This is a genomic window from Pedobacter arcticus A12 (genome assembly GCF_000302595.1).
GTDB classification, from domain to species: domain Bacteria; phylum Bacteroidota; class Bacteroidia; order Sphingobacteriales; family Sphingobacteriaceae; genus Pseudopedobacter; species Pseudopedobacter arcticus.
Genome location: NZ_JH947127.1, coordinates 474,372 through 493,990, shown reverse-complemented (window position 1 = coordinate 493,990; position 19,619 = coordinate 474,372). Strand labels below are relative to the sequence as shown.

The 19,619-nt window shown below is 37.6% G+C and carries 19 protein-coding genes; 4 read left to right on the top strand and 15 right to left on the bottom strand.

Translation table 11 applies throughout. The annotated features are described in order from the left end of the window. Positions 1-51: 51 nt before the first annotated feature. The 3 genes from B176_RS0113770 to B176_RS0113760 form a co-directional block, all read right to left on the bottom strand. Positions 52-1,389, bottom strand: a complete 1,338-nt coding sequence (locus B176_RS0113770) for an alpha-L-fucosidase (protein WP_017259406.1) — start codon at positions 1,387-1,389, stop codon at positions 52-54. A gap of 6 nt (positions 1,390-1,395) precedes the next feature. Next, the gene (locus B176_RS0113765; protein ID WP_017259405.1) at positions 1,396-3,315 is read right to left on the bottom strand and encodes a peptide-N-glycosidase F-related protein; all 1,920 of its coding nucleotides are present in this window, start codon (positions 3,313-3,315) and stop codon (positions 1,396-1,398) included. Between the two features lie 255 nt (positions 3,316-3,570). Further along, the gene (locus B176_RS0113760) at positions 3,571-4,002 is read right to left on the bottom strand and encodes a deoxycytidylate deaminase (protein WP_017259404.1); all 432 of its coding nucleotides are present in this window, start codon (positions 4,000-4,002) and stop codon (positions 3,571-3,573) included. Positions 4,003-4,194: 192 nt separating this feature from the next. Between B176_RS0113760 and B176_RS0113755 the strand changes: the two genes are divergently transcribed. Further along, positions 4,195-4,824, top strand: coding sequence for a LysE family translocator (locus B176_RS0113755; protein ID WP_017259403.1), 630 nt, complete (start codon positions 4,195-4,197; stop codon positions 4,822-4,824). Here the strand turns inward: B176_RS0113755 and B176_RS0113750 are convergent, their stop codons facing one another. Next, on the bottom strand, positions 4,825-5,388 hold the full coding sequence (locus B176_RS0113750; protein ID WP_154647989.1) for a hypothetical protein: 564 nt from the start codon (positions 5,386-5,388) through the stop codon (positions 4,825-4,827). A 113-nt stretch (positions 5,389-5,501) separates the two neighbouring features. Here B176_RS0113750 and B176_RS0113745 point away from each other — a divergent pair, with 113 nt between their 5' ends. From B176_RS0113745 to B176_RS0113735, 3 genes are all read left to right on the top strand, one after another. Then, positions 5,502-6,269: a TatD family hydrolase gene (locus B176_RS0113745; RefSeq protein ID WP_017259401.1), complete on the top strand. Its 768-nt coding sequence runs from the start codon at positions 5,502-5,504 to the stop codon at positions 6,267-6,269. Positions 6,270-6,313: 44 nt separating this feature from the next. Beyond that, positions 6,314-7,336: an asparaginase gene (locus B176_RS0113740; RefSeq protein WP_017259400.1), complete on the top strand. Its 1,023-nt coding sequence runs from the start codon at positions 6,314-6,316 to the stop codon at positions 7,334-7,336. A gap of 132 nt (positions 7,337-7,468) precedes the next feature. After that, the gene (locus B176_RS0113735) at positions 7,469-7,918 is read left to right on the top strand and encodes a KTSC domain-containing protein (RefSeq protein ID WP_017259399.1); all 450 of its coding nucleotides are present in this window, start codon (positions 7,469-7,471) and stop codon (positions 7,916-7,918) included. 115 nt (positions 7,919-8,033) lie between these two features. On the opposite strand, the gene B176_RS0113730 is transcribed toward B176_RS0113735, so the two are convergent. From B176_RS0113730 to B176_RS0113680, 11 genes are all read right to left on the bottom strand, one after another. Further along, the gene (locus B176_RS0113730; RefSeq protein WP_017259398.1) at positions 8,034-8,480 is read right to left on the bottom strand and encodes a GNAT family N-acetyltransferase; all 447 of its coding nucleotides are present in this window, start codon (positions 8,478-8,480) and stop codon (positions 8,034-8,036) included. Positions 8,481-8,515: 35 nt separating this feature from the next. Further along, complete coding sequence (locus B176_RS0113725; protein ID WP_017259397.1) at positions 8,516-10,360, bottom strand: UbiD family decarboxylase; 1,845 nt, start codon at positions 10,358-10,360, stop codon at positions 8,516-8,518. 143 nt (positions 10,361-10,503) lie between these two features. Then, entirely contained in the window at positions 10,504-10,779 is a 276-nt protein-coding gene (locus B176_RS0113720; RefSeq protein WP_017259396.1) for a hypothetical protein, read from the bottom strand. 181 nt (positions 10,780-10,960) lie between these two features. Then, positions 10,961-11,323 carry a hypothetical protein gene (locus B176_RS0113715; RefSeq protein ID WP_017259395.1) on the bottom strand — a complete coding sequence of 121 codons (363 nt, stop codon included), beginning with the start codon at positions 11,321-11,323 and terminating at the stop codon, positions 10,961-10,963. Continuing rightward, a complete protein-coding gene (locus B176_RS0113710; RefSeq protein WP_017259394.1) occupies positions 11,316-12,386 on the bottom strand; it encodes an AI-2E family transporter in 1,071 nt (356 codons plus the stop codon). Before B176_RS0113710 ends, B176_RS0113715 begins: the two co-directional genes overlap by 8 nt. A 325-nt stretch (positions 12,387-12,711) precedes the next feature. Continuing rightward, complete coding sequence (locus B176_RS21295; protein ID WP_237739834.1) at positions 12,712-13,851, bottom strand: TonB-dependent receptor plug domain-containing protein; 1,140 nt, start codon at positions 13,849-13,851, stop codon at positions 12,712-12,714. Between the two features lie 62 nt (positions 13,852-13,913). After that, positions 13,914-14,933, bottom strand: a complete 1,020-nt coding sequence (locus B176_RS21290) for a TonB-dependent receptor (RefSeq protein ID WP_202803352.1) — start codon at positions 14,931-14,933, stop codon at positions 13,914-13,916. Between the two features lie 64 nt (positions 14,934-14,997). Then, positions 14,998-15,345 carry a heavy-metal-associated domain-containing protein gene (locus B176_RS0113700; RefSeq protein ID WP_017259393.1) on the bottom strand — a complete coding sequence of 116 codons (348 nt, stop codon included), beginning with the start codon at positions 15,343-15,345 and terminating at the stop codon, positions 14,998-15,000. Positions 15,346-15,949: 604 nt separating this feature from the next. Beyond that, positions 15,950-17,044 carry a chorismate synthase gene (gene aroC / locus B176_RS0113690; RefSeq protein ID WP_017259391.1) on the bottom strand — a complete coding sequence of 365 codons (1,095 nt, stop codon included), beginning with the start codon at positions 17,042-17,044 and terminating at the stop codon, positions 15,950-15,952. A 151-nt stretch (positions 17,045-17,195) separates the two neighbouring features. Continuing rightward, entirely contained in the window at positions 17,196-18,437 is a 1,242-nt protein-coding gene (aroA, locus tag B176_RS0113685) for a 3-phosphoshikimate 1-carboxyvinyltransferase (RefSeq protein WP_017259390.1), read from the bottom strand. Further along, positions 18,437-19,546: a chorismate mutase gene (locus tag B176_RS0113680; RefSeq protein ID WP_017259389.1), complete on the bottom strand. Its 1,110-nt coding sequence runs from the start codon at positions 19,544-19,546 to the stop codon at positions 18,437-18,439. The genes aroA and B176_RS0113680 overlap by 1 nt, the downstream gene beginning before the upstream one ends. Between the last annotated feature and the right edge of the window lie 73 nt (positions 19,547-19,619).

Here is a 19,619-nt window from a genome sequence, read left to right as displayed (position 1 = left end):
TGTTCGGTAGAGAGAAGAACTTGTACTGAACTGTTTTTACTTTTTTTGAGGTTATTCCTGCAAACCTCCTTTTCCCCGGTACAGCTCAACAGAACCATCTAGCTCTACCGCTAAAACTGTCATGTACTCATCGTGAACCGTTGCTGGAACATCGATATAAACCAAGCCGGGTACGGGGCTCCAAGATATCTTCCCTACTACTTTATGTTGAAGTTGCTTATCTGAACCCAGCACTCTAATTTTTTTAATTTTGTTTTTCAACCCTTTTAGCATTAAACTTCCACTGGTTTTGGCCGGAAGAAAAAGATATAATGTGGTAGAGTCTTTTGATAAGGTTGTTGGGCCATAAAAATGCCCTTGAGGTATTCCTCCGAGGGTGTTGAAAATTGCTTCGCCATGTTTCTGATTCCATTTTCCGAGCTCTTTTAAAACATGAATTTCTTCTTTTGGGATTGTTCCATCTTCTCGTGGACCGATATCCAATAAGAGATTTCCACCATTACTTACAGCGTCTGCAAAGATGGATATAACCTCGTAGGGTGTTTTCCAAGCGGTATCCTGCGGTTGATAGCCCCAACTTCCGTTAATTGTCATGCATAGTTCCCACCAATTGTATTTGGGCTTAGTTACTGGAAAGTTCTGTTCTGGTGTTTCATAATCGCCATAACCGGTTAAACGACTATTAATGATTGTTTGAGGGTTAGCGCTCAGTAGATTTTTTCTCACCGTAGCAGCTTGCCATTCTGCTGCGCTATGCTCCCAATCGCCATCAAACCACCATAAATCTGGTTTGTACATTGTCGAAACTTCCTTTAGCTGGGCTTGATAAAATTTTTGAAAACGCTCCCAACGCTTGGGGTCATCACTGATTTTATAACGTGTACTGTCTTTCGTGAAGCCCGGATAATCTGGGTGACTCCAATCAATCAAAGAAAAATATGCGCCTCTTTTAATTCCTTGTTTATCCAAAGCCTGATAAAATGGGCTTAACAAATCACGACCAGCAGGAGTGTTTTTTACGACACTAAAATGTTTCTGTTTGGTTGGCCAAAGTGCTACACCATCGTGATGTTTGGTGGTAATTACCGCATAACGGGCGCCACTTTCTTTAATTAATGCGGCCCAGCTTTCGGGGTCGTACTTTGAAGCGGTAAAGCCTTTTAACTGCTTCATATAATCTGGATAGCTGATTTTTTTATTGTAAAAGCTCCAGCTTTCATCAATACCGTTTACCGCATAAATTCCCCAATGGATAAAAATTCCCAGTTTGGCATCGGCAAACCATTGCATTTTGTTTCGGATAGAATCTGCATTTACCTGTTGCTGTGCTAATAGTGGCAGGGAAACTAAGTTTAAAGCAGTTAAAATAAGAAATAAGAGTTTTTTCATGATGGTTTATCTTTCTTTTAGGCGAATTCTCTTTTTAAACTTCTCTGCACCGTTTACAAATACTTTGATGTAATAACGACTTTTAGGAAATCTGTCCAGATTGTAGGTAAATATCCCTTCTCTCAGGTCGGGATAATGGTGTTCTTCTACTATTTTGTCTCCTGGGTCGGTAATAATCTGAACTTTTACATCAGCAGAAGCGTTAGCGAAATAATCGAGCGTAGTCTTGGTAGATGTAGGGTACGAACTGATGGAAACGGCATCTGGAATGGGCGTTGGTTTTTTCCCAACTGTAAAGTCATATTGAAAAGACGAACCAAAATCAGATTCGATATCTTTAATCATTAAACCTTCTTTGTTTAAAAGCCGAACCTTGCCTCTGCCTCCTTTTGGATTTGCCCAAAACTCCAAACCATCACCTGTTGTATCTGCTAATAAAAAGCGGTAATTTCCATTAGATAAGTTAAGGGTATCGCGGTAAACCGTATTTGCTTTTAATGTTCCTAATGCTCTTTCTTTGACGATGTTAAGGTTTTCGTTGTAGATTGCCCAACTGGATTGTTCTGGCTGGTTATTGGTTAAAAGGTAAACAATAAGCGTGGTGTCAAGTACTGGTGCTGATTCAAAAATGCTTTTCATCTTATTGTCGGCAGGCCATGTATCTCGTTTACCATTTGGGTTAAGTAGCTCTGCTTCAAATATATTTGTTCCAGCTTTACCTTCCACAGTGCCTGGCAGTATAATATCCGTGGAAGCTGTAGGTTCAATTACTCCTTTCCAGTTATAAAATTTTGTGGGGTAACCTAGCGTACCATAACGAATCCGCAGTTTGTTTACTGGCTCGGACCCCATATTTTTTACCCTTACTATTGGATTGATGGTGGCGGGGTTTTTTCTGCGGAACGCATCTTTTAAAGATGGAACTGGCAAAGCTTCGATAGCTACATCATAAGCTGATGCTTTTTTGTACTGAATAAGGTAAGCAGTGATGGATTCGTCTGCGCTGGGATTGCGAGCTATATAAGGTTGCATATTCAGATCGATAATATGTTTGCCACCTTGCTTAGTTTTTAAGTCGTAAATATCTGGTTGCATTAAATTGCCTGGGCACCAGTTGGCTCGGTTGTAAATCCAAGTTCCGGCTTGGGGATATAAAGGATTGTCGCCACATTTTTTCCATACAGATTTAACATCTATCAGCTTTCCATCGTACCACAGTTCTCTGTATTTATTGCAAAACTCCGAACAGCCATCGGGTTCATCCATGCCATGTCCAGTTTGTACAACCCTTAAACGGGCAAAATCTGCTTTGGCATCGGCGGTAAATGTGATGGGTTTCAATTCCTTTTCAATACTGTTTAGGCTATCGCCGTAACGGAAATATCCATCGTATATTTTTTGAATGGTTATCGGCTCCCAAGCTGGTTTTCCTTTAATAATTTCAAAATCAAGGATAACGCTCCAGCCACGGTCTTTGTTAGGCTCCCAACCGGTATGGTTATATTCAATCTCCACCGAATCACGCAAAAGCATGGTGAAATCGGTAACATCAATCTCCCATTCAAAGTTCCAATCTTTATTAAAAGCTCCTCCGTACGGGGTAAGCATACGTCCAATTTCATAGTCTTTGGAAGTGCCATTTTTTCCACCGGTGCGTTTGATCGTGATATGGTCTTTATAATCCCAATCGGCACAGCGCATACTATCTGGGCAAGCAAATTTTACTTTTAATTTTATTTGGCGGATCTGCTCTTTTACGGAAGGGAATTTTCCCCAGCGTTTATATAAATTGAATCCTTGTGAGGGATCTGTGACCACTGTAACGCGGTTATGTGTTACTACGTGAAGCGTATCTGCCGCTTTTGCCTGTGGTAGCAAAAAAAACACCACGCAACTAAGGAGTGTAGTTATAAAAAAGGATTTCATCTTAAGGTTTATATTTCAAAGGAGCTCGTTTAGTTTATCGAACTTTGATTCGTAGTTAAACGAAGATATGAAACTTCTTAAATAAATTACAATAAGTTTTGCTAGAAATTTTCAGCAAATTTAAATTTCTGTTTTGGATTACAGCTTATCCATGATCGCAAGCAATAGATGCTTGACAGCATAGAGAACAAACGAGTTGTTAGCGTGGCTTTTGTGCAAGCGTTAATAAAATTATAGAAGGTCTAGATGTTGTAATTAAGCTCCAGTTGGCAAAACCTCGCACTTAACGCCAAATTTATTTAAGAAATCAACGCCCTCGTCATTCGCTAAACCTTTATATAAGGCGTAAGATTCTTTAAAATAAACAGCTTTAATTCCTGATGATAGAATTAACCGAGCACATGCTATGCATGGGGAAAGCGTGGTGTATAAGGTAGATCCTTGGACTTGTGTTCCGTTTTTTACCGCATAAAGAATTGCATTTTCTTCTGCATGTAAAGCTAGCGAACAGCTGTTTCTTGAATCGCGAGGGCAACCTTCCTCTGGCCATTCTTCATCGCAGTTATGTGTACCGGGTGGCGGGCCGTTATAACCTATAGAAACAATACGAGTGTCTTTTGTTAAAACTGCACCAACTTGCCTTTTAACACAGTGTGAACGGAACGCCAAATCAGAAGCTAAGTTCATGAAAATGGTATCGAAACTTAATTTCAAAATGTTATGTTTAGAATTTTACGTTATAAAACTGAGACGAAGATAAAAACAATACATTCTGCCAAAGCAATTTTATATCAAAAATATACGTTTAATTCAATTAAAAATGTGTTTTTGTTTTTGAAAATCGCATCTTCGCTTAAGACGCAATCATAAAAAAGGTTAATGCTAGAACTTATTATTTCGGGAATCGGATTAGGAATTGTGCTTTCTTTTTTAACAGGACCCGTGTTTTTTGCGTTGATAAAAACCAGTATTGAAAAAGGTTTTTACGCAGGGCTTTCACTTGCAGGTGGCGTGGTAGTCAGCGACTTTATCTACATGACCATTACCCTTTTTGGGACTTCCTTATTAAGTTTTGAGAGTAAATATAGGTTGCCAATTGGTGTGGTGGGTAGCGTGATCTTAATGAGCATTGGCCTATACTATTTGTTGAAAAAGGTAGAAATTAATTTTGTGGAAGAATCGTCGCGAATTAAACATGCGGGTTACTTTTTTAAAGGATTTTTCATGTGCATTTTTAATCCTTTTATTTTATTGTATTGGGTAAGCGTGTCTAGCGGTGTGTATTCTCTTTATGGCGAACTTACCTCCAAACAAATTATACCGTTTTTTGGGGCTATATTGATTACACTTTTCGCAATGGATACGTTAAAAGCGTATTTTGCTTACAAACTACGTTATAAGATTAAAGCGAAATCTATCCAAAACCTAAACCGAATTGCAGGCGTTTTAATTATCATTTTTGCGCTAAAGCTGATTTATAATTTATTTACCGGGCATAGTTTGATCTAGCTACAAAGAACTTGTTCCTGCGTAAATATCAACGTAATCTACCAACATTCCACCTTCACAGTTTGTCATATTTTGTAATCTAAAATAGGTTCTGTCGTCTTTTGCGAAAAAAGACTGTTTGCCTTCCTTTACACATGGCTCACTATTATTGTTATGGCTTACTTTAGTTATAATTGTACCATCAAACTCAAGTTCTTTTTTGCTGATTCTTTTTATTTTTCCATCGATGGTTAAATAATCTCCAGCTTTGTTTTTTTGAGAACCTTTAATGCGGTACCATTCATCGTTCATAGGTGTTACTTCAACATTTCCTCGGATATCCCAACCAATCCACTGGAGTGAAATTGGATGTTTTCCAGCTTTTTTATTCGCAACGTAAGTTTTTTCGTCAGACTTAACTGAAGATAAAGAATCTTCAATTTCAGGTTTGTAAGAAAACTCTGGATTTATGCTGTCTATTTCTTTCTTTGTTTCCATTTTATTTTGGTTACTCCTTGGGTTTTGAGTACATGAGATACTAATAGAAATTGTAGTAATCAGTAATAGGTTGGTTATGAGTTTCATTACTAGTTTTTTGATGCTTAAACCCAAAAAACGTACCAAGCAAAATCAGTTTACATCAATTAAACATTTTGGTTAATGATTAATCATAAATTTGCGTCAGCAATTTTTGATTAATGATACTTACAGATACGCATACACATATTTACTACGAAACAGATCCCGAAAAGCAGGAAGCGCAATTGAACCGTTGTTTGGATAACAATATATCACGCTTGTTTTTACCAAATGTAGATAGTAAGTCTATTCCTTTAGTTTTAGCATTAGCAGAACATTATCCAGAAAACTGTTTTCCGATGTTGGGCTTGCATCCATGTGATGTAAAGGACAATTACGAGGAAGAATTAGGTCTAATTGCGCAAGCAATCGGATCGAATAAAATTTATGCAATTGGAGAAATTGGAATTGATTTATATTGGGATAAGTCTTTTTTACAACAACAGCAAGATGCTTTTAATAAGCAGATTGAGCAGGCAAAATCTTTAGATCTTTCAATCGTAATCCATTGCCGTGATGCTTTTGATGAGGTATTTGAAGTCTTGGATCAACAGAATGATGATAAATTGAGAGGAATTTTTCATTGTTTTACTGGCGATTTACAGCAGGCCAACCGAGCAATCGAGCTAGGATTTTATTTGGGAATAGGAGGGGTAGTTACTTATAAAAAAGCAGGGTTGGACAAAGTGGTGGAGCAATTGGATTTGAGTAATCTGGTGTTAGAAACTGATTCGCCATATCTGGCACCAAGTCCACATCGGGGTAAGCCCAATGAAAGTTCGTACCTTATTCATATTGCAGAAAAAATAGCCGATTTGAAACAAACGACTTTGGAACACGTTGCCGAAATAACTACTGCCAATTCGCATAAAGTTTTTGGCATCTAAATCTTAAAGCGTTAATTTGCGGTTCATCAAAACCCTTAGCTAAAATGACTAAAATATTTGTGATATATACCGGCGGAACCATTGGTATGATCACAGATCCTTCATCAGGAGCATTAAAACCGTTTACTTTTGAACAGATTATTGAGAATGTTCCGGAGTTACGGAGAATGGATTACGAATTAACCGTTTATTCATTCGATCCAATTATTGATTCCTCTGATATGACACCCGAAATTTGGGCTTTTTTAGCAAAACTGATCAAAGATAATTACGACGACCACGATGGTTTTTTAATCCTCCACGGTTCGGATACGATGGCTTTTACCGCTTCTGCTTTAAGCTTTATGTTAGAAGGTTTGGGTAAGCCTGTTATTTTTACTGGTTCACAGTTGCCAATCTCTGAAGTTCGTACAGATGCAAAAGAGAATTTTATCACCGCATTAGAGATCGCATCGGCAAAAACGGAAGACGGAAAGGCCCGTGTGCCCGAAGTTTGTATTTATTTTGAGAACAAGCTTTATCGGGCAAACCGAACCTTCAAGTATAATTCTGCAAAGTTTGAAGCTTTTAGATCACCAAATTATCCGGTTTTAGTAGAAGCCGGTGTACATATAAAATATCACGACGCTGTTATTGGTCGATTGGGAAACCCGGTTTTAAGGGTGCATACCAACGTGAGCAATAAAGTTGCTGTACTCAAACTTTACCCCGGTATTAGCCCAGCAATTGTGGATAGTGTATTGAATTCGGATGCGGAAGCCATTATTATGGAAACTTTTGGCACTGGTAACACCACCACGGCAAAATGGTTTTTGGATAAGCTTAAAAGTGCCATTGATAAAGGAAAAATTATCTTAGATATTTCGCAATGTAAGGTTGGTTCGGTTGAAATGGGACGTTACGCTACAAGTAGTGCTTTAAAAGAAATGGGTGTAATTAACGGTTACGATATGACTTTTGAAGCTGCGGTAACCAAGCTGATGTACCTTTTAGGTCGTGATTATCCGCGTGATCGATTGATCCGTCGTTTAAGTAACTCTATCCGAGGAGAATTGACAAAAAACTAGTGCTTTTTAACGTTTGAAATCATAATCGAAATTTCTTCACTTTAGGAGTTTAAAAAACCTACCTTTGCAAAATTATTTTCTAAAACTAATACGCTAAATCAGCAAGTTTTAGAATTGATTTGAAATTGTTTTATGAAAAAGATTGTTGATTACCGTAAGTTTTTAGAAGTATCAGAAAAAGCTACCCTTGCGGATTTAAAGGTGGTTTACCGTTCACTGATGAAAAAGTGGCACCCAGATAAATTTCAGGATAGTGAAGAAAGTAAAGCAGAAGCGGAAGAAACCAGTAAATACATTATAGAAGCTTATCATTTTTTGGTAAGTATTGCGCCAGAAACCAGAAGTCAGTCTTTAGAGGAGTATACCACAACCATTAATGAATCGAATATTACGGATTTTGAGTTTAAATCTCAGGTTTTGAAAATTTGGTTTCACGATGGAAACGAATACGAGTATTTTGATGTACCAAAAGCAGTTTATGTGAAATTGGTAAATGCAGATTCTAGAGGACGTTTTGCCCGTCGCCATATATTTAATTCATACGTTTACCGTAGTGTAAATAGGTTGGTTGCTACTGCTTAATTTTTAAGCTAAGCAAGCCTATAAATTAAAACCCTTCCATGAGATAATCGTGGAAGGGTTTTTTGTATTTCCAAATTCGTATTATAATAATTCAAATTTTATTAGTCAAGTCTTTTTAAATCACCATCTTGTAAAGATCAAAACCTGGCGCCCAATAATCCTTTTGGAATTCTTTTAAAACAAATCCGTTTTTCTCGTAGAATTTATAAGCATGCTGAGAGGTTCTTACTAAAACATTTTCAACAGAGGGAATGGATTTCAGGAAATTTATTCGATGAGCCAATAGCTTCTGACCTATTCCTTTTCCTTGGAAATCTGGAGCTATAAAATCCCAGCTTATTTTACCAATTGTATAATTGTTCTCGAAGTTTATTCCACCAGCTCCAACTATTTTACTGTTGAGTTCGGCAACAAAATAATGCTCAATCTCGTTATCCAGATAAGATTCTAAATCGTCAATTTCGCTAGGAGCAAAATAATTGGGCACATTGAGTTTTAAAATATCAAGCAATATTTCCTTGTCTTCAAGTTGGTATTGCCGGATTTTTAAATGTTCGATCATGTTTGGTTTTCTATTCGGCAAATTATATAAGGTGTTTAAATAATCCCATAAAGCGAGCCACCTTTCTTCCCCAATTCATCAACCTTAGCTTCCACGGTAGCATCCATGATTAAAGGTGGGGCATGATGTGGTTTCACACGAGCATCAATAACCATTGGACCGTTACAGCCCCAATGTTTATTTTCGATAAAGCTGTCAATCCCATAAATATCTACTGCGGGGTTGCTCCGCGTAAAGGTAACCCATACAAAGTTATTCGCGTTTTTTGCAACGAATTCAGCATCATCACAAAGTACAATTAAACCTAAACCTAAACCGCTTAAATCGCTGGTTTTTAAATGCTGGTTTAAAATCTCCATGGCATTTACGGTTTCTTCTTCACTAACAAACTTGGGTGCTTCAATAGCTAAGATACCAGGCATCACCATTTTGCAGCTATTAAAAATAGCAGGTAAAGAAAAAGAAGCTGGCAACGCTTCCCAAAGTTTACGCTTCACTTCGCCGGCAACGGTAACTGCAACTTTAGAACCAGCGTTTAATCCCGAACCGCTATAATCAAGCGTATCAATGGTGGTTTTGGTGTAAAAATGTAGATCTCTGGTGAAATCGATACGTTCTAAAATATGCGTAAAAAAGGCTTTAATATCGTAGATGTCTAAATCCGGATAATCTTCTTTTGCACAGATGAATAGATATTTGGCTAAGCTCAACTGGTTTTTTCCCAATATGTGATTAGCAATGGTGATAATTTCCTGAGGTTTGCGCTCTTTTAGATATGGCGTATAACGTTCGCTGCCAATCGCAAACAAAAGCGGATGTACGCCAGCGGCATCAACAGCATTTACTGCATGTAAACCCGGAATCTCTTTTGGGATAGCAGCACCAGTAATTTCATGAATCAATTCACCAAAACTAGTATCTTCCTGTGGCGGGCGACCAACCACGGTAAAACTCCAGATCGGGTCTTTTTTATGGTAGACGTTATGTACTTTCATTAACGGAAATGGATGCGTTAAGCTATAATAACCTAAATGGTCGCCAAATGGACCTTCAGGTTTGTTTTGCATAGGCTCAACCGTTCCTGTAATTACAAAATCAGCATCTGCAGAAAGGCAAAAACCTTCTTCATCATACAAATACCTAAATCTTCGGTTGCCCAATGCACCTGCAAAAGTCATTTCAGATAAACCTTCTGGCAATGGCATAACCGCTGCCAAAGGGTGGGAGGGAGGTCCGCCTACAAAAATGCTCACCTTTAAAGGTTTGCCTAAAGCATTTGCTTTGGTTTGGTGCACACCAATACCACGGTGCAGTTGGTAATGCAAACCAATTTCCTCATTTAATATATAATCGTTTCCGTTTAGCTGAATGCGGTACATTCCTAAATTGGCGTTCATAATACCCGGCTCGTCGCTATCTTCCGTATAAACCTGTGGCATGGTAACAAAAGGCCCTCCGTCCATTGGCCAGTTTACAATGCCTGGGATATCTGATATTTTACATTTTGAAAAAGTAATAGGAGCGCTTTTACCTACTTTCATCGGCAAAGCAGATAAGGCCGTTAAAGAGACCGAAGCATATTTCAGTGGATTTTTAACTGCTTTTATCGGGTCATTTTTTAGCGTAACCAAGGTTTTGATCTTTTCTAAGCTATCCCTGAACATAAACTTACTACGTTCCACCGTTCCAAATAGGTTAGAAACCGCAGGAAACTTACACCCTTTCAAGTTCTCGAAATACAAAGCTGGACCTTGTTTCTCGTAAACCCGCAGGTGAATGGCAGCGGCTTCTAAATAAGGGTCAACCTCTTCTTTAATCCTAATTAAATGACCATGTTTCTCTAAATCATCAACGCAGTCTCGCAAACTTTTATAGCCCATAGCTTACAAATATCACATTAAGAAAATTGTTTTGCGAGTTTATTATAACATTTAAAAAAAATGGTTTTTTTAGATAGAAAGCACAAAAAAGCCTTTAGAATTTATCATCCTAAAGGCATCTTAATTAATTTCTAATAGAAAAACTATCGTTTTTTAAACGATATGCTGTCTTTATTCACATTTACATCTGTTGTTTTGGTGGTAACTGCTGCCCCACCGCCACCAACCGTTACAGATGTTGAAGGTTTTGTCTCCGTAGCCGCGTCGGTAGTTGTTGTGTTTTCTTTAACAGTTGTCGTGGTGTTTTTCTCAACCACAACCGTATCGGCGTTATTGTCCGTTTTAGCTTCATTATTACAAGCCGTAGCAACAGTTAAACCTAAACCAATCGCTATTAAGTATAAATTATTTCTTTTCATGATTTAATATTTTAATCAATAGCTTACAAAACAAATGCCATTAAAATTTCCGTGTTTTAGTAGCAACTCTTTTTCTCCTTTTCTTGAAAGCAAGTTCCGGCTATTCACTATACGCCGCACCGCCAGCGGATACGGGGTGCCGTTGCTATCCGGGCTATAAACTTAAGCCTTTGTCATAAAGCTATGCAATTGGAAACCTTTTAAAATCCCAGTTATTTGGTTTGTTGAAATACTCGTAAGACAGTAGGTTGGAATTTATCTCAACAGGATGATTTTGATGAAAATAACGTTTTACCAAACTCGCTTTTATAGCACTCCATAAACTCGGAAAACCAATTTTGAAATAAAACCCTAGACTTCCCAATTTACGCCATTGTAAAATATGCCCAAATTCATGTTGGATTAAACCAATATCCAACCTATTAGAAAATGCACCGGGATAAGTAATTACACCTATTTGGGGAATGGTTAATCCATGTCCTGGTTTAAAAAATTTGCTCTCATAAATTACGGTTGCTTCAAATAGTCCAACTTTTTTAAACATCTTCTTTTTCCTCGTCGCCCAAAATAATCGCCCAAGCGTTAAAACTATCTACTCTTTCAAAAATAATTTTAATTACCGCAATTATCGGAATGGATAAAAACATGCCGGGAATACCCCAAATTAATTCGCCCACAACTACGCCTAAAACTGTAATCAATGCGTTTATTTTTACTTTAGAACCCACAATCAAAGGCAATAGAATATTGCTATCAACCAAATGCATGGCAACTATAATAATTGCGACAATCATTACTGTTCCCAAAGCGCCAGAAGTTGCAAAAGTAATCAGGGTGCTTATTACTAAGGCGGTAAAAATCCCTAGGTAAGGTACAATGTTGAAAATACCGGTAATCAAGCCTAGCAGTATGGCGTATTTTATTCCTAAAATCCAAAATGCTAAACATACTACAATCGAAACAATAGTCAGCTGAAAGAATATACCAATGATGTATTGGCGAATCATAAACTGCACTTGTTCTATAATGTCATGTACTAATGTTGCATTTTCTTCGCGGAATACGCGGATAAAGAAACGCTTAATCAATCTTCTGTAAAGTAGAAAAAAGAACGTGTAGATAAATGTAAATACGAAGAAAAGTAAGGTTGACGATAACGAAAGCAAGGTTGTTGTGGCAATTGCCGTTCCCGAATCCAGCATTTTTGTGGTTAATCCATGGATGAAATCCAACTGTTTTCTGGCGTTGATGTGGAATGTGTTAGTTATCCAATCCTGAATACTGTTGATAGAAACCGTTAGCTGTTTTTGAAACTGAGGCCAATCGTTTATCAAGTCGCTCAATTGATTTCCCAAAACGTATAAAACCGAAATAATCACTGTCAAGAATAATATGACCGCTACAATTGCAGCAACTGCTCTTGGAAATTTAAGCTTCCGTTCAAAAAAAGAAGCCAATGGTAATAGCAGTATTGAAAATATACAGGAGAAAATTAATGGAGAAAGTATTTCTTTCCCCACAATCATGATGTACGAAAGCGCTATTAAGCTAAAAAGCACACAAGCCAGTTTAAGGTAAAAAGGGAGTTTAATGATTTTTTCTTCCATAATTTATCTAAGATACAGATTTGCTGATATGCAATTTTGGTACCTGATAATTTTACGTAAAATATTTTCTTGTCATACTTATTGTAAGACTCGTTAGTTTAAATGGTGCTTTACCTGAGCAGCAAGTTAGGTAACAGAAATAGGCGCAAATCAGGCTCGTCTCCGCAGGGATAGGTTCTTCAACTTGCGCCTATAAAGAACTTTTAAACACGAACAATGCAATAAACAAGACAACTGGAAACCTACTGAAATTTCAAGTCTGTGGCTCGTTAAAAACTGGACTTTCGCGAGATTTTCAAACACAACATCTTAGCTACTTACGTTTTTATTTTTGTGGGATTTTAAAGCGGACTCCAAAATATAATTCTCTTCCACGAGTTGGACCCCAAACAGAACTTGTATCGAAATATTGGGAGAACGGATCTTGCCAACCTATAATTGGCTGCTCTTGTCTAAAGTTAAAAATGTTCTCGCATCCGCCATAAAGTTCAAACTTGTTCACTTTGTAAGTGAACTGGGCATTAAAAAGCATAAAGTTTTCAGAAAAATCAGGTCTTTGAAACTGTGGCGGGTTGCCCTGCGTATTCGGCAATCTTTGCTTACCAAACCAATGGATATTCATATCAAAATGATATTTGTTTGATAGTGGTTTGTAGCCCAAAGTTGTTACCACCTTGTGTCTTGGATTAAAGGGCAGTAAGGTTTTTGCTCCGTCAATTTCTCTATAAACATCTAAAAAGCTATATCCCGTTTTAAATTCGAGCTGTTGCCAGAAGTTAAGGTAAACTTCAGCCTGAAAGGTATTGCTGGTACTTTTTCCAGTAAAATTTTCAATAATTGCTTTTGTAGGGTCGGTATCATAGTCGGGAAATATCTGATTCTGGAAATCAGTTCTATAGTAGTCTCCACTAAAAAAACCGCTCACCTGATTACCATTGAATTTTTGGGTAAAATTTACCCCGGTGTTTAAGGCTTTTTCAGGCTTAAGTTCTTCTACAAAAACAATATCTCTCGAACTTACCAATAAGCCAATATTTTCGCTAAATAAATTTGCCGTTCGCCACCCTGTACCAATATTTGCTCGAACAACTGTATTGGGTGTAATGTCGTACTTTAAGAGGGTTCGTGGTGTTACCTTTGTTCCAAATCGATTATGATCGTCTACCCTAATACCTGCAATCCATGTCAGTTTATCGCTCAGTAATGCGGTGTTTTCTGCGAATGCGCCTACAATATTTTCCTGCTTTAGGTAATTGCCTGCATAAGTTCGTTGCAAAGTGTTGTCTGTAAAGGCAATATCTTCATTCAAATTTAAGTGTCTAAAACTCAAGCCTGTTTTTAATGAGTTTTTCCCATAGGTTAATTCATATTGTAGGTTTCCGTAGAAGTTCGTCTGTTGCGCATCGTATTTTGTTGTTCCAAAGTACGATTTTTGGTTCTGATAGAAGCTGGAAGCAAACAGCAAAAAATTATGTTGGTCATTTAACCTAAAACCCGTTTTCGTCCAAACTTCAGGTTGGTTAATGTTTACCGTTGCCCATAAACGGCGGTACTTCCTTTATCGGTAGCTTCGTTAAAATTGGTTTGTCCGCCAACTCTTTGCTCGTTCACAAACCGAAAACCTACTCGGCTATTCCATCCCCAATCGTTCTCGTTCCCATATTTTAACTTGTTAAAAACCATATACCTGGTTAACTTCGGTAAATCAAGAAACGTGTCATTGTCTCTGTCAAATTCACTTGCTGGTTGAACAGAATGTACCGATGTAAGGTTGCTCCATTTTTTATTTTTTATTGTGTAGTTCGCGTTTAAATGCTTTTCAGCGAAGCTGTTGATATAGGTGTTTAGAAGAAGTTTATCGGTTTTGTCAGGATCTTTTGTTTCCACATTAATCTGACCACTTATGCTTTCAAAGCCTTGCAACACACTGTTTGCGCCTTTTGAAATATAGATGTTGTCCACTAAAGTTCCTGGGATACTGCTTATTCCATAAGTAGAACTCAAACCCTGAATCATGGGAAGACCATCAATTAAAACTTGACTGTAAACACCCGAAAGCCCAAGAATACGAAGTTCTTTGGAATTGGTAATTACATTGGTGGTTTGTGGTTGAACAGTTGATTGTGTTTCAAAACACCCTGCTAAATCACAACAAGCTGCTTTGGTCAATTCGATTTGGGTAAGCAGTTCGGTTTTTATAGGAGATAAGTTTGAAATGATTACCCCGTCGCGTTGGCTTTTTACAATAACTTCATTAAGGGCCTTCGATTCTTTTAATTTGAAAACGACTGACTTTTGCTTCGATATTTCTATCGTATCCGATGTATGACCAAGATAACTGGCTATCAATAATTTTGGTGAAATATCTTTAGTAGAAAGTTCGAATTCACCGTTGAGGTCGGCTGTTTTGCCAATAGTAGAGTTTGCCCAAAAAACACTCGCACCAACTAATGGTTCGTTGTTCTTGTTGGTCACCTTCCCTGATATATGCTGTGAAAATAAGGCATACGGAAGCAGTAAACCAGCAATGAATAGATATATTTTCATTATCTGTTGTAAAATGAGTGGAAAAGCAAAGCACAAGTTTGCGTGTGCTTTACCTAAAATCTGACTACTGCTTTATTTGGTATGGCCTGTCGTTAGGGCTTTTGCAACCAGGTGTGCCTTGAATAGCGGAATATATTTCCTTTTCTGTAATTAGCGCTGGATTATACGATACTTCAAATGCAGTTGTTGGACCTGTTTTTCCAGCTTTACAAGCCTTAACACCTTTTAACTTTTCAACATTTGCCGAAATTGTCTTTAGGTCTGATGAACAAGTGATTCCCTTAACTTTGGTTGTTAAGGTTTTAGTTGAACTGATAACTTGAGCCTTATCTTCTGTTTTCTGTGCTAAAGTTGTGGTTGCTGAGGCTAATACGAATATGATAGCCAAAGAGAAAATATTTAAATATTTCATTTTATCTGATTTTAAAAGTTTAATAAAATTGAACCAATAAATGGCTCGTTCTCATGGTTGAGTTATTATTAAACAAACTTTGGCGGTTGCCAAAAATCAGAAACGAATTGAGAAGCTACGAATGATTGATAGTTGATATGCTTTTCAATTGAAAAAGATGGTTTCAGTGCATGTAAATTAGGTGCGGATACACAAAATAATGCACAAGAAATGCAAGATTGAAAAGGGTTGCACATTTCATTGTCGCCTTGGTTTTTTTTACTTTCAGAAAAGGGATTGCATTTACTACTACTGAAACAACTCTGAGGCTTTTCCGTCCACAAGGGAACTGCATCAATCGCTGGTTTTGCCGAAAGAAAAATTACTGTAAGGGCTAAAATGTAAGTTAACGTTTTAATCAAAGCGTTGCAAATCTACAAAATTCAATTCATTAGCTTCCCATGATTGGACAAAAAATAAATTTTTGGTTTCGCCCTGGGGATTCCGTATCTACGATATTTGTTGAGATTATGAAGAGGGATATCCTATAAAACAAAAAACCTAACAGGATTTAAAATCTTGTTAGGTTTGAAAATGCATTTGACCAGCTTTTTACTTTCTACTTTTAACTTTGATTATAAACCTGATTCCTCAAATAATGATCTGCAATTACCAAAGCGGCCATTGCTTCAACAATAGCTACTGCTCTTGGCACTACGCAAGGATCGTGACGACCTTTACCTTTAATTTCGGCAGCTTCGCCAGCAGCGTTTACAGTTTCTTGGTTGGTCATAATAGTAGCAACGGGTTTAAAAGCAACCTTAAAGTTGATATCCATTCCATTGGAAATGCCACCTTGTATACCACCAGAGAAATTGGTTTTGGTAACCACTTTTCCGTTTTTATCTGTTAGAAAAGTGTCGTTATGTTGCGAACCTCGCATGGTTGAACCATCAAAACCAGAACCGTAATCAAAACCGTGAACTGCGTTAATGCTCAACATGGCTTTACCTAAATCTGCGTGAAGCTTATCAAAAACAGGTTCACCTAAACCAACCGGGCAATTCTTGATGAAACAAGTTACTTTGCCACCAATGGTGTCGCCTTCCTTTCTGATGCTATCAATTAAATGAATCATCTCATCAGCAGTTGTAGCATCTGCACAGCGTACGATATTGCTCTCGCGGAGTTTTACAAATTCTTCAACGTTGTTAACTTCCACTAACGGAGCATCAATAAAACCAACGCTACTTACGTGAGCAACTACATCAATCCCTAATTGCTTCAAAAATAACTTGGCCAATGCACCGGCTGCAACCCTAGCCGCAGTTTCACGGGCAGATGAACGTCCGCCACCGCGGTGATCTCTAATGCCGTATTTGCTTTGGTAAGTGAAATCAGCATGTGAAGGACGGAAAGTATCCTTATTATGATCGTAATCTTTTGATTTCTGATCTTCGTTAGGGATGATGATTGCAATAGGTGTTCCTGTAGTTTTTCCTTCAAAAACACCAGATAAAATCTGGCAAGTGTCAGACTCTTTTCTTTGTGTAGTAATTTTGGATTGACCAGGTTTACGTTTATCCAACTCTTGCTGAATAAAATCTAAATCAACTTCAATATTTGAAGGACAACCGTCTATAATTACACCAATTGCAGCGCCATGTGATTCGCCAAACGTGGTGATTTTAAATATTTGCCCAAAGGAATTTCCTGCCATTCTTGTTAGTTTAAGGTTTAAAGTTTAAAGTTAAAAGTTACAAACTGATTTTCAGTTTATAAAACCTGTACTTATTTACTTCAAACTTTTTTTATAATGTTAAAAGTTTAAAAAGCTAAATAGGAGCTTTCTACTTTAAACTTTCCACTTTTTACTTTATCTCAAAGCCTATCTTCTTAAAATCTTCCCAAAAATGAGGGTACGATTTTTCCACCACCATTGCTTCTTCTACTAAAACTTCATCAATAACAATTGCAAGTGGCGCAAAGGCCATTGCCATACGGTGATCTTCGTACGTTGCAAAGTTGACTTGTTTTGGAAAATGTAAATCGTTACAGTTTAGCTGATAAACGCCGTCTTGAGTTTCGATTAGCGTTACACCAATTTTAGCCAGCTCTGTTTGAAGCGCAAAAATACGATCAGTTTCTTTTATTTTTAAGGTTTCTAGCCCTGTAAAACTGAATTCTTTCCCTAAAGCTGCAGCAACAACAACCACCGTTTGTGCTAAATCTGGACATTTTTTAAAATCCAAAAGCTGTGGTTTAATTTCTGACGTCACTTTTTCGATCGTGATTCCGTCTTCGTTGTAAAACGTATTAACCCCAAACAAACTCATGATGTCTGCAATAGCGCTATCGCCCTGCAAACTGTTTTTCTTTAAGTTTGGAAGGTGGATAATAGATTCATCAGAAAGTGCAGCAACACTGTACCAGTACGAAGCAGCGCTCCAATCTGGCTCTATCGTTAAGGTAGTTTCTTCAAATTTCTGTGGTGCAATGCTGATGATCTCATTATTCCACGAATATTGGATGCCACATTGGTGCAACATCGATAAAGTCATCTCTACGTACGGACGAGAAGTTAACTCATCAACAATCTCTAAATCTAAACCCTCTGGTAAAGAACTTCCAATTAATAGCAACGCTGTTAAAAACTGAGAACTGATATCACCTCTAATGGCAATATGTTTCGATTTTTGTTGAAATGCACCATCAACTAAAACAGGAGGGAAGCCGTCAACTTCTTTATAAGAAATATCAGCACCTAAGCTTCTTAAAGCATCAACCAAAATACCAATCGGACGTTGTTTCATCCTTTCGGTTCCTGTTATCTCTACTTTTTTTCCGCGTAAAGAAAGGTAAGCAGTTAAAAAGCGCATTGCTGTACCGGCTGGGCCAACATTTACAACAGCATTGTTGTTTTTGATTTGCTGGTTGATGATGTTATCCAATGTTACAGTATCTGCCGCGGAGGAAAGGTTTTTGATGTTAACCTTTCCATCGCTCAATGCAGCTAAAACTAAGGCTCTGTTGCTTTCGCTTTTTGAGCCCGTTAGTTCTATCGTTTCTTCTGTTTTTAGTTTTTCCCTTTTAACGGTAAATGATAAACTCATTATCCTAAATCAGCTTTAGCGGTATTCATAATTGCAGTTTGCTTACGAATAGACTCGCTGTGAATTAATTCTAAAATTTTCTCAGTAAATTCTTTTTCCAGATTTAATGCCTTACCAAAAGCAGCTCTTTTCTGTAGAATTTCATCCCAACGAGAAACTTGTAAAATGGTAACGTCATTATCTCTTTTATACTCACCAATCTGCTCAACAATCTTCATACGCTCGCCCAGTTTTTGAAAAATTGAATCGTCTAACTGGTCAATTTTTTCCCTTAATCCTGCTAATTTATCGGCAAAGTCTGGGTTTTTTGAATCAGCAGTACGCAGAATAAATCCATCAATCATATCGCTTAATGCCGCTGGAGTAACTTGTTGTTTAGCATCTGTCCAAGCAACCGAAGGATCAATATGTGCTTCAATCATCAAACCTTGCATATCTAAATCCAAAGCTTTTTGAGAAATGAAAGGAATCAATTCGCGAGATCCACAGATGTGTGATGGGTCGTTAAGAATTGGTAATTCTGGAATTAAAGTTTTTAAACTGATTGCCAAATCCCACATTGGTTCGTTACGGAAAGCCGACTTCTCGAAAGAAGAGAAACCACGGTGAATAGCCGCTAGTTTAGTGATTCCGGCACCGTTGATACGCTCTAAAGCACCAATCCATAAAGATAAATCTGGATTAATTGGGTTTTTTACCATTACTGGGATGTCAACACCTTTTAAAGCATCAGCAATTTCCTGTACAGTAAACGGGTTTACCGTTGAACGGGCGCCAATCCAAAGGATATCAACTTTTGCTTTTAAAGCTTCTTCAACGTGTTTTGCGTTTGCAACTTCCACAGCAATGGGGAAACCTGTTTCTGCCTTAGCTTTGTTTAACCATTCTAAACCGATAGCACCAATACCTTCAAATTCTCCTGGGCGAGTACGTGGCTTCCAGATTCCTGCTCTTAATACATTTACCTTACCAGTGGCTTTTAGTAAACGGGCAGTTGCTAATAATTGTTCTTCAGTTTCTGCACTACATGGTCCAGAAATGATAAGTGGTTTTCCATTGCTAACCGGCGCCCAGTTACTTAATGGTTCTATATTTAGGTTAAGTTTCATACGTATTTATTTAATTTTGAATGATTGAATGAGAGAATGATTGAATGCCTTTAATTCTGAATGATTGAATTTC

Bases quoted from the DNA above. Each gene is read 5' to 3' on its own strand.
- B176_RS0113770 (WP_017259406.1), bottom strand. From the start codon at position 1,389: ATGAAAAAACTCTTATTTCTTATTTTAACTGCTTTAAACTTAGTTTCC.
- B176_RS0113765 (WP_017259405.1), bottom strand. From the start codon at position 3,315: ATGAAATCCTTTTTTATAACTACACTCCTTAGTTGCGTGGTGTTTTTT.
- B176_RS0113760 (WP_017259404.1), bottom strand. From the start codon at position 4,002: ATGAACTTAGCTTCTGATTTGGCGTTCCGTTCACACTGTGTTAAAAGG.
- B176_RS0113755 (WP_017259403.1), top strand. From the start codon at position 4,195: ATGCTAGAACTTATTATTTCGGGAATCGGATTAGGAATTGTGCTTTCT.
- B176_RS0113750 (WP_154647989.1), bottom strand. From the start codon at position 5,388: ATGAAACTCATAACCAACCTATTACTGATTACTACAATTTCTATTAGT.
- B176_RS0113745 (WP_017259401.1), top strand. From the start codon at position 5,502: ATGATACTTACAGATACGCATACACATATTTACTACGAAACAGATCCC.
- B176_RS0113740 (WP_017259400.1), top strand. From the start codon at position 6,314: ATGACTAAAATATTTGTGATATATACCGGCGGAACCATTGGTATGATC.
- B176_RS0113735 (WP_017259399.1), top strand. From the start codon at position 7,469: ATGAAAAAGATTGTTGATTACCGTAAGTTTTTAGAAGTATCAGAAAAA.
- B176_RS0113730 (WP_017259398.1), bottom strand. From the start codon at position 8,480: ATGATCGAACATTTAAAAATCCGGCAATACCAACTTGAAGACAAGGAA.
- B176_RS0113725 (WP_017259397.1), bottom strand. From the start codon at position 10,360: ATGGGCTATAAAAGTTTGCGAGACTGCGTTGATGATTTAGAGAAACAT.
- B176_RS0113720 (WP_017259396.1), bottom strand. From the start codon at position 10,779: ATGAAAAGAAATAATTTATACTTAATAGCGATTGGTTTAGGTTTAACT.
- B176_RS0113715 (WP_017259395.1), bottom strand. From the start codon at position 11,323: ATGTTTAAAAAAGTTGGACTATTTGAAGCAACCGTAATTTATGAGAGC.
- B176_RS0113710 (WP_017259394.1), bottom strand. From the start codon at position 12,386: ATGGAAGAAAAAATCATTAAACTCCCTTTTTACCTTAAACTGGCTTGT.
- B176_RS21290 (WP_202803352.1), bottom strand. From the start codon at position 14,933: ATGAAAATATATCTATTCATTGCTGGTTTACTGCTTCCGTATGCCTTA.
- B176_RS0113700 (WP_017259393.1), bottom strand. From the start codon at position 15,345: ATGAAATATTTAAATATTTTCTCTTTGGCTATCATATTCGTATTAGCC.
- aroC (WP_017259391.1), bottom strand. From the start codon at position 17,044: ATGGCAGGAAATTCCTTTGGGCAAATATTTAAAATCACCACGTTTGGC.
- aroA (WP_017259390.1), bottom strand. From the start codon at position 18,437: ATGAGTTTATCATTTACCGTTAAAAGGGAAAAACTAAAAACAGAAGAA.
- B176_RS0113680 (WP_017259389.1), bottom strand. From the start codon at position 19,546: ATGAAACTTAACCTAAATATAGAACCATTAAGTAACTGGGCGCCGGTT.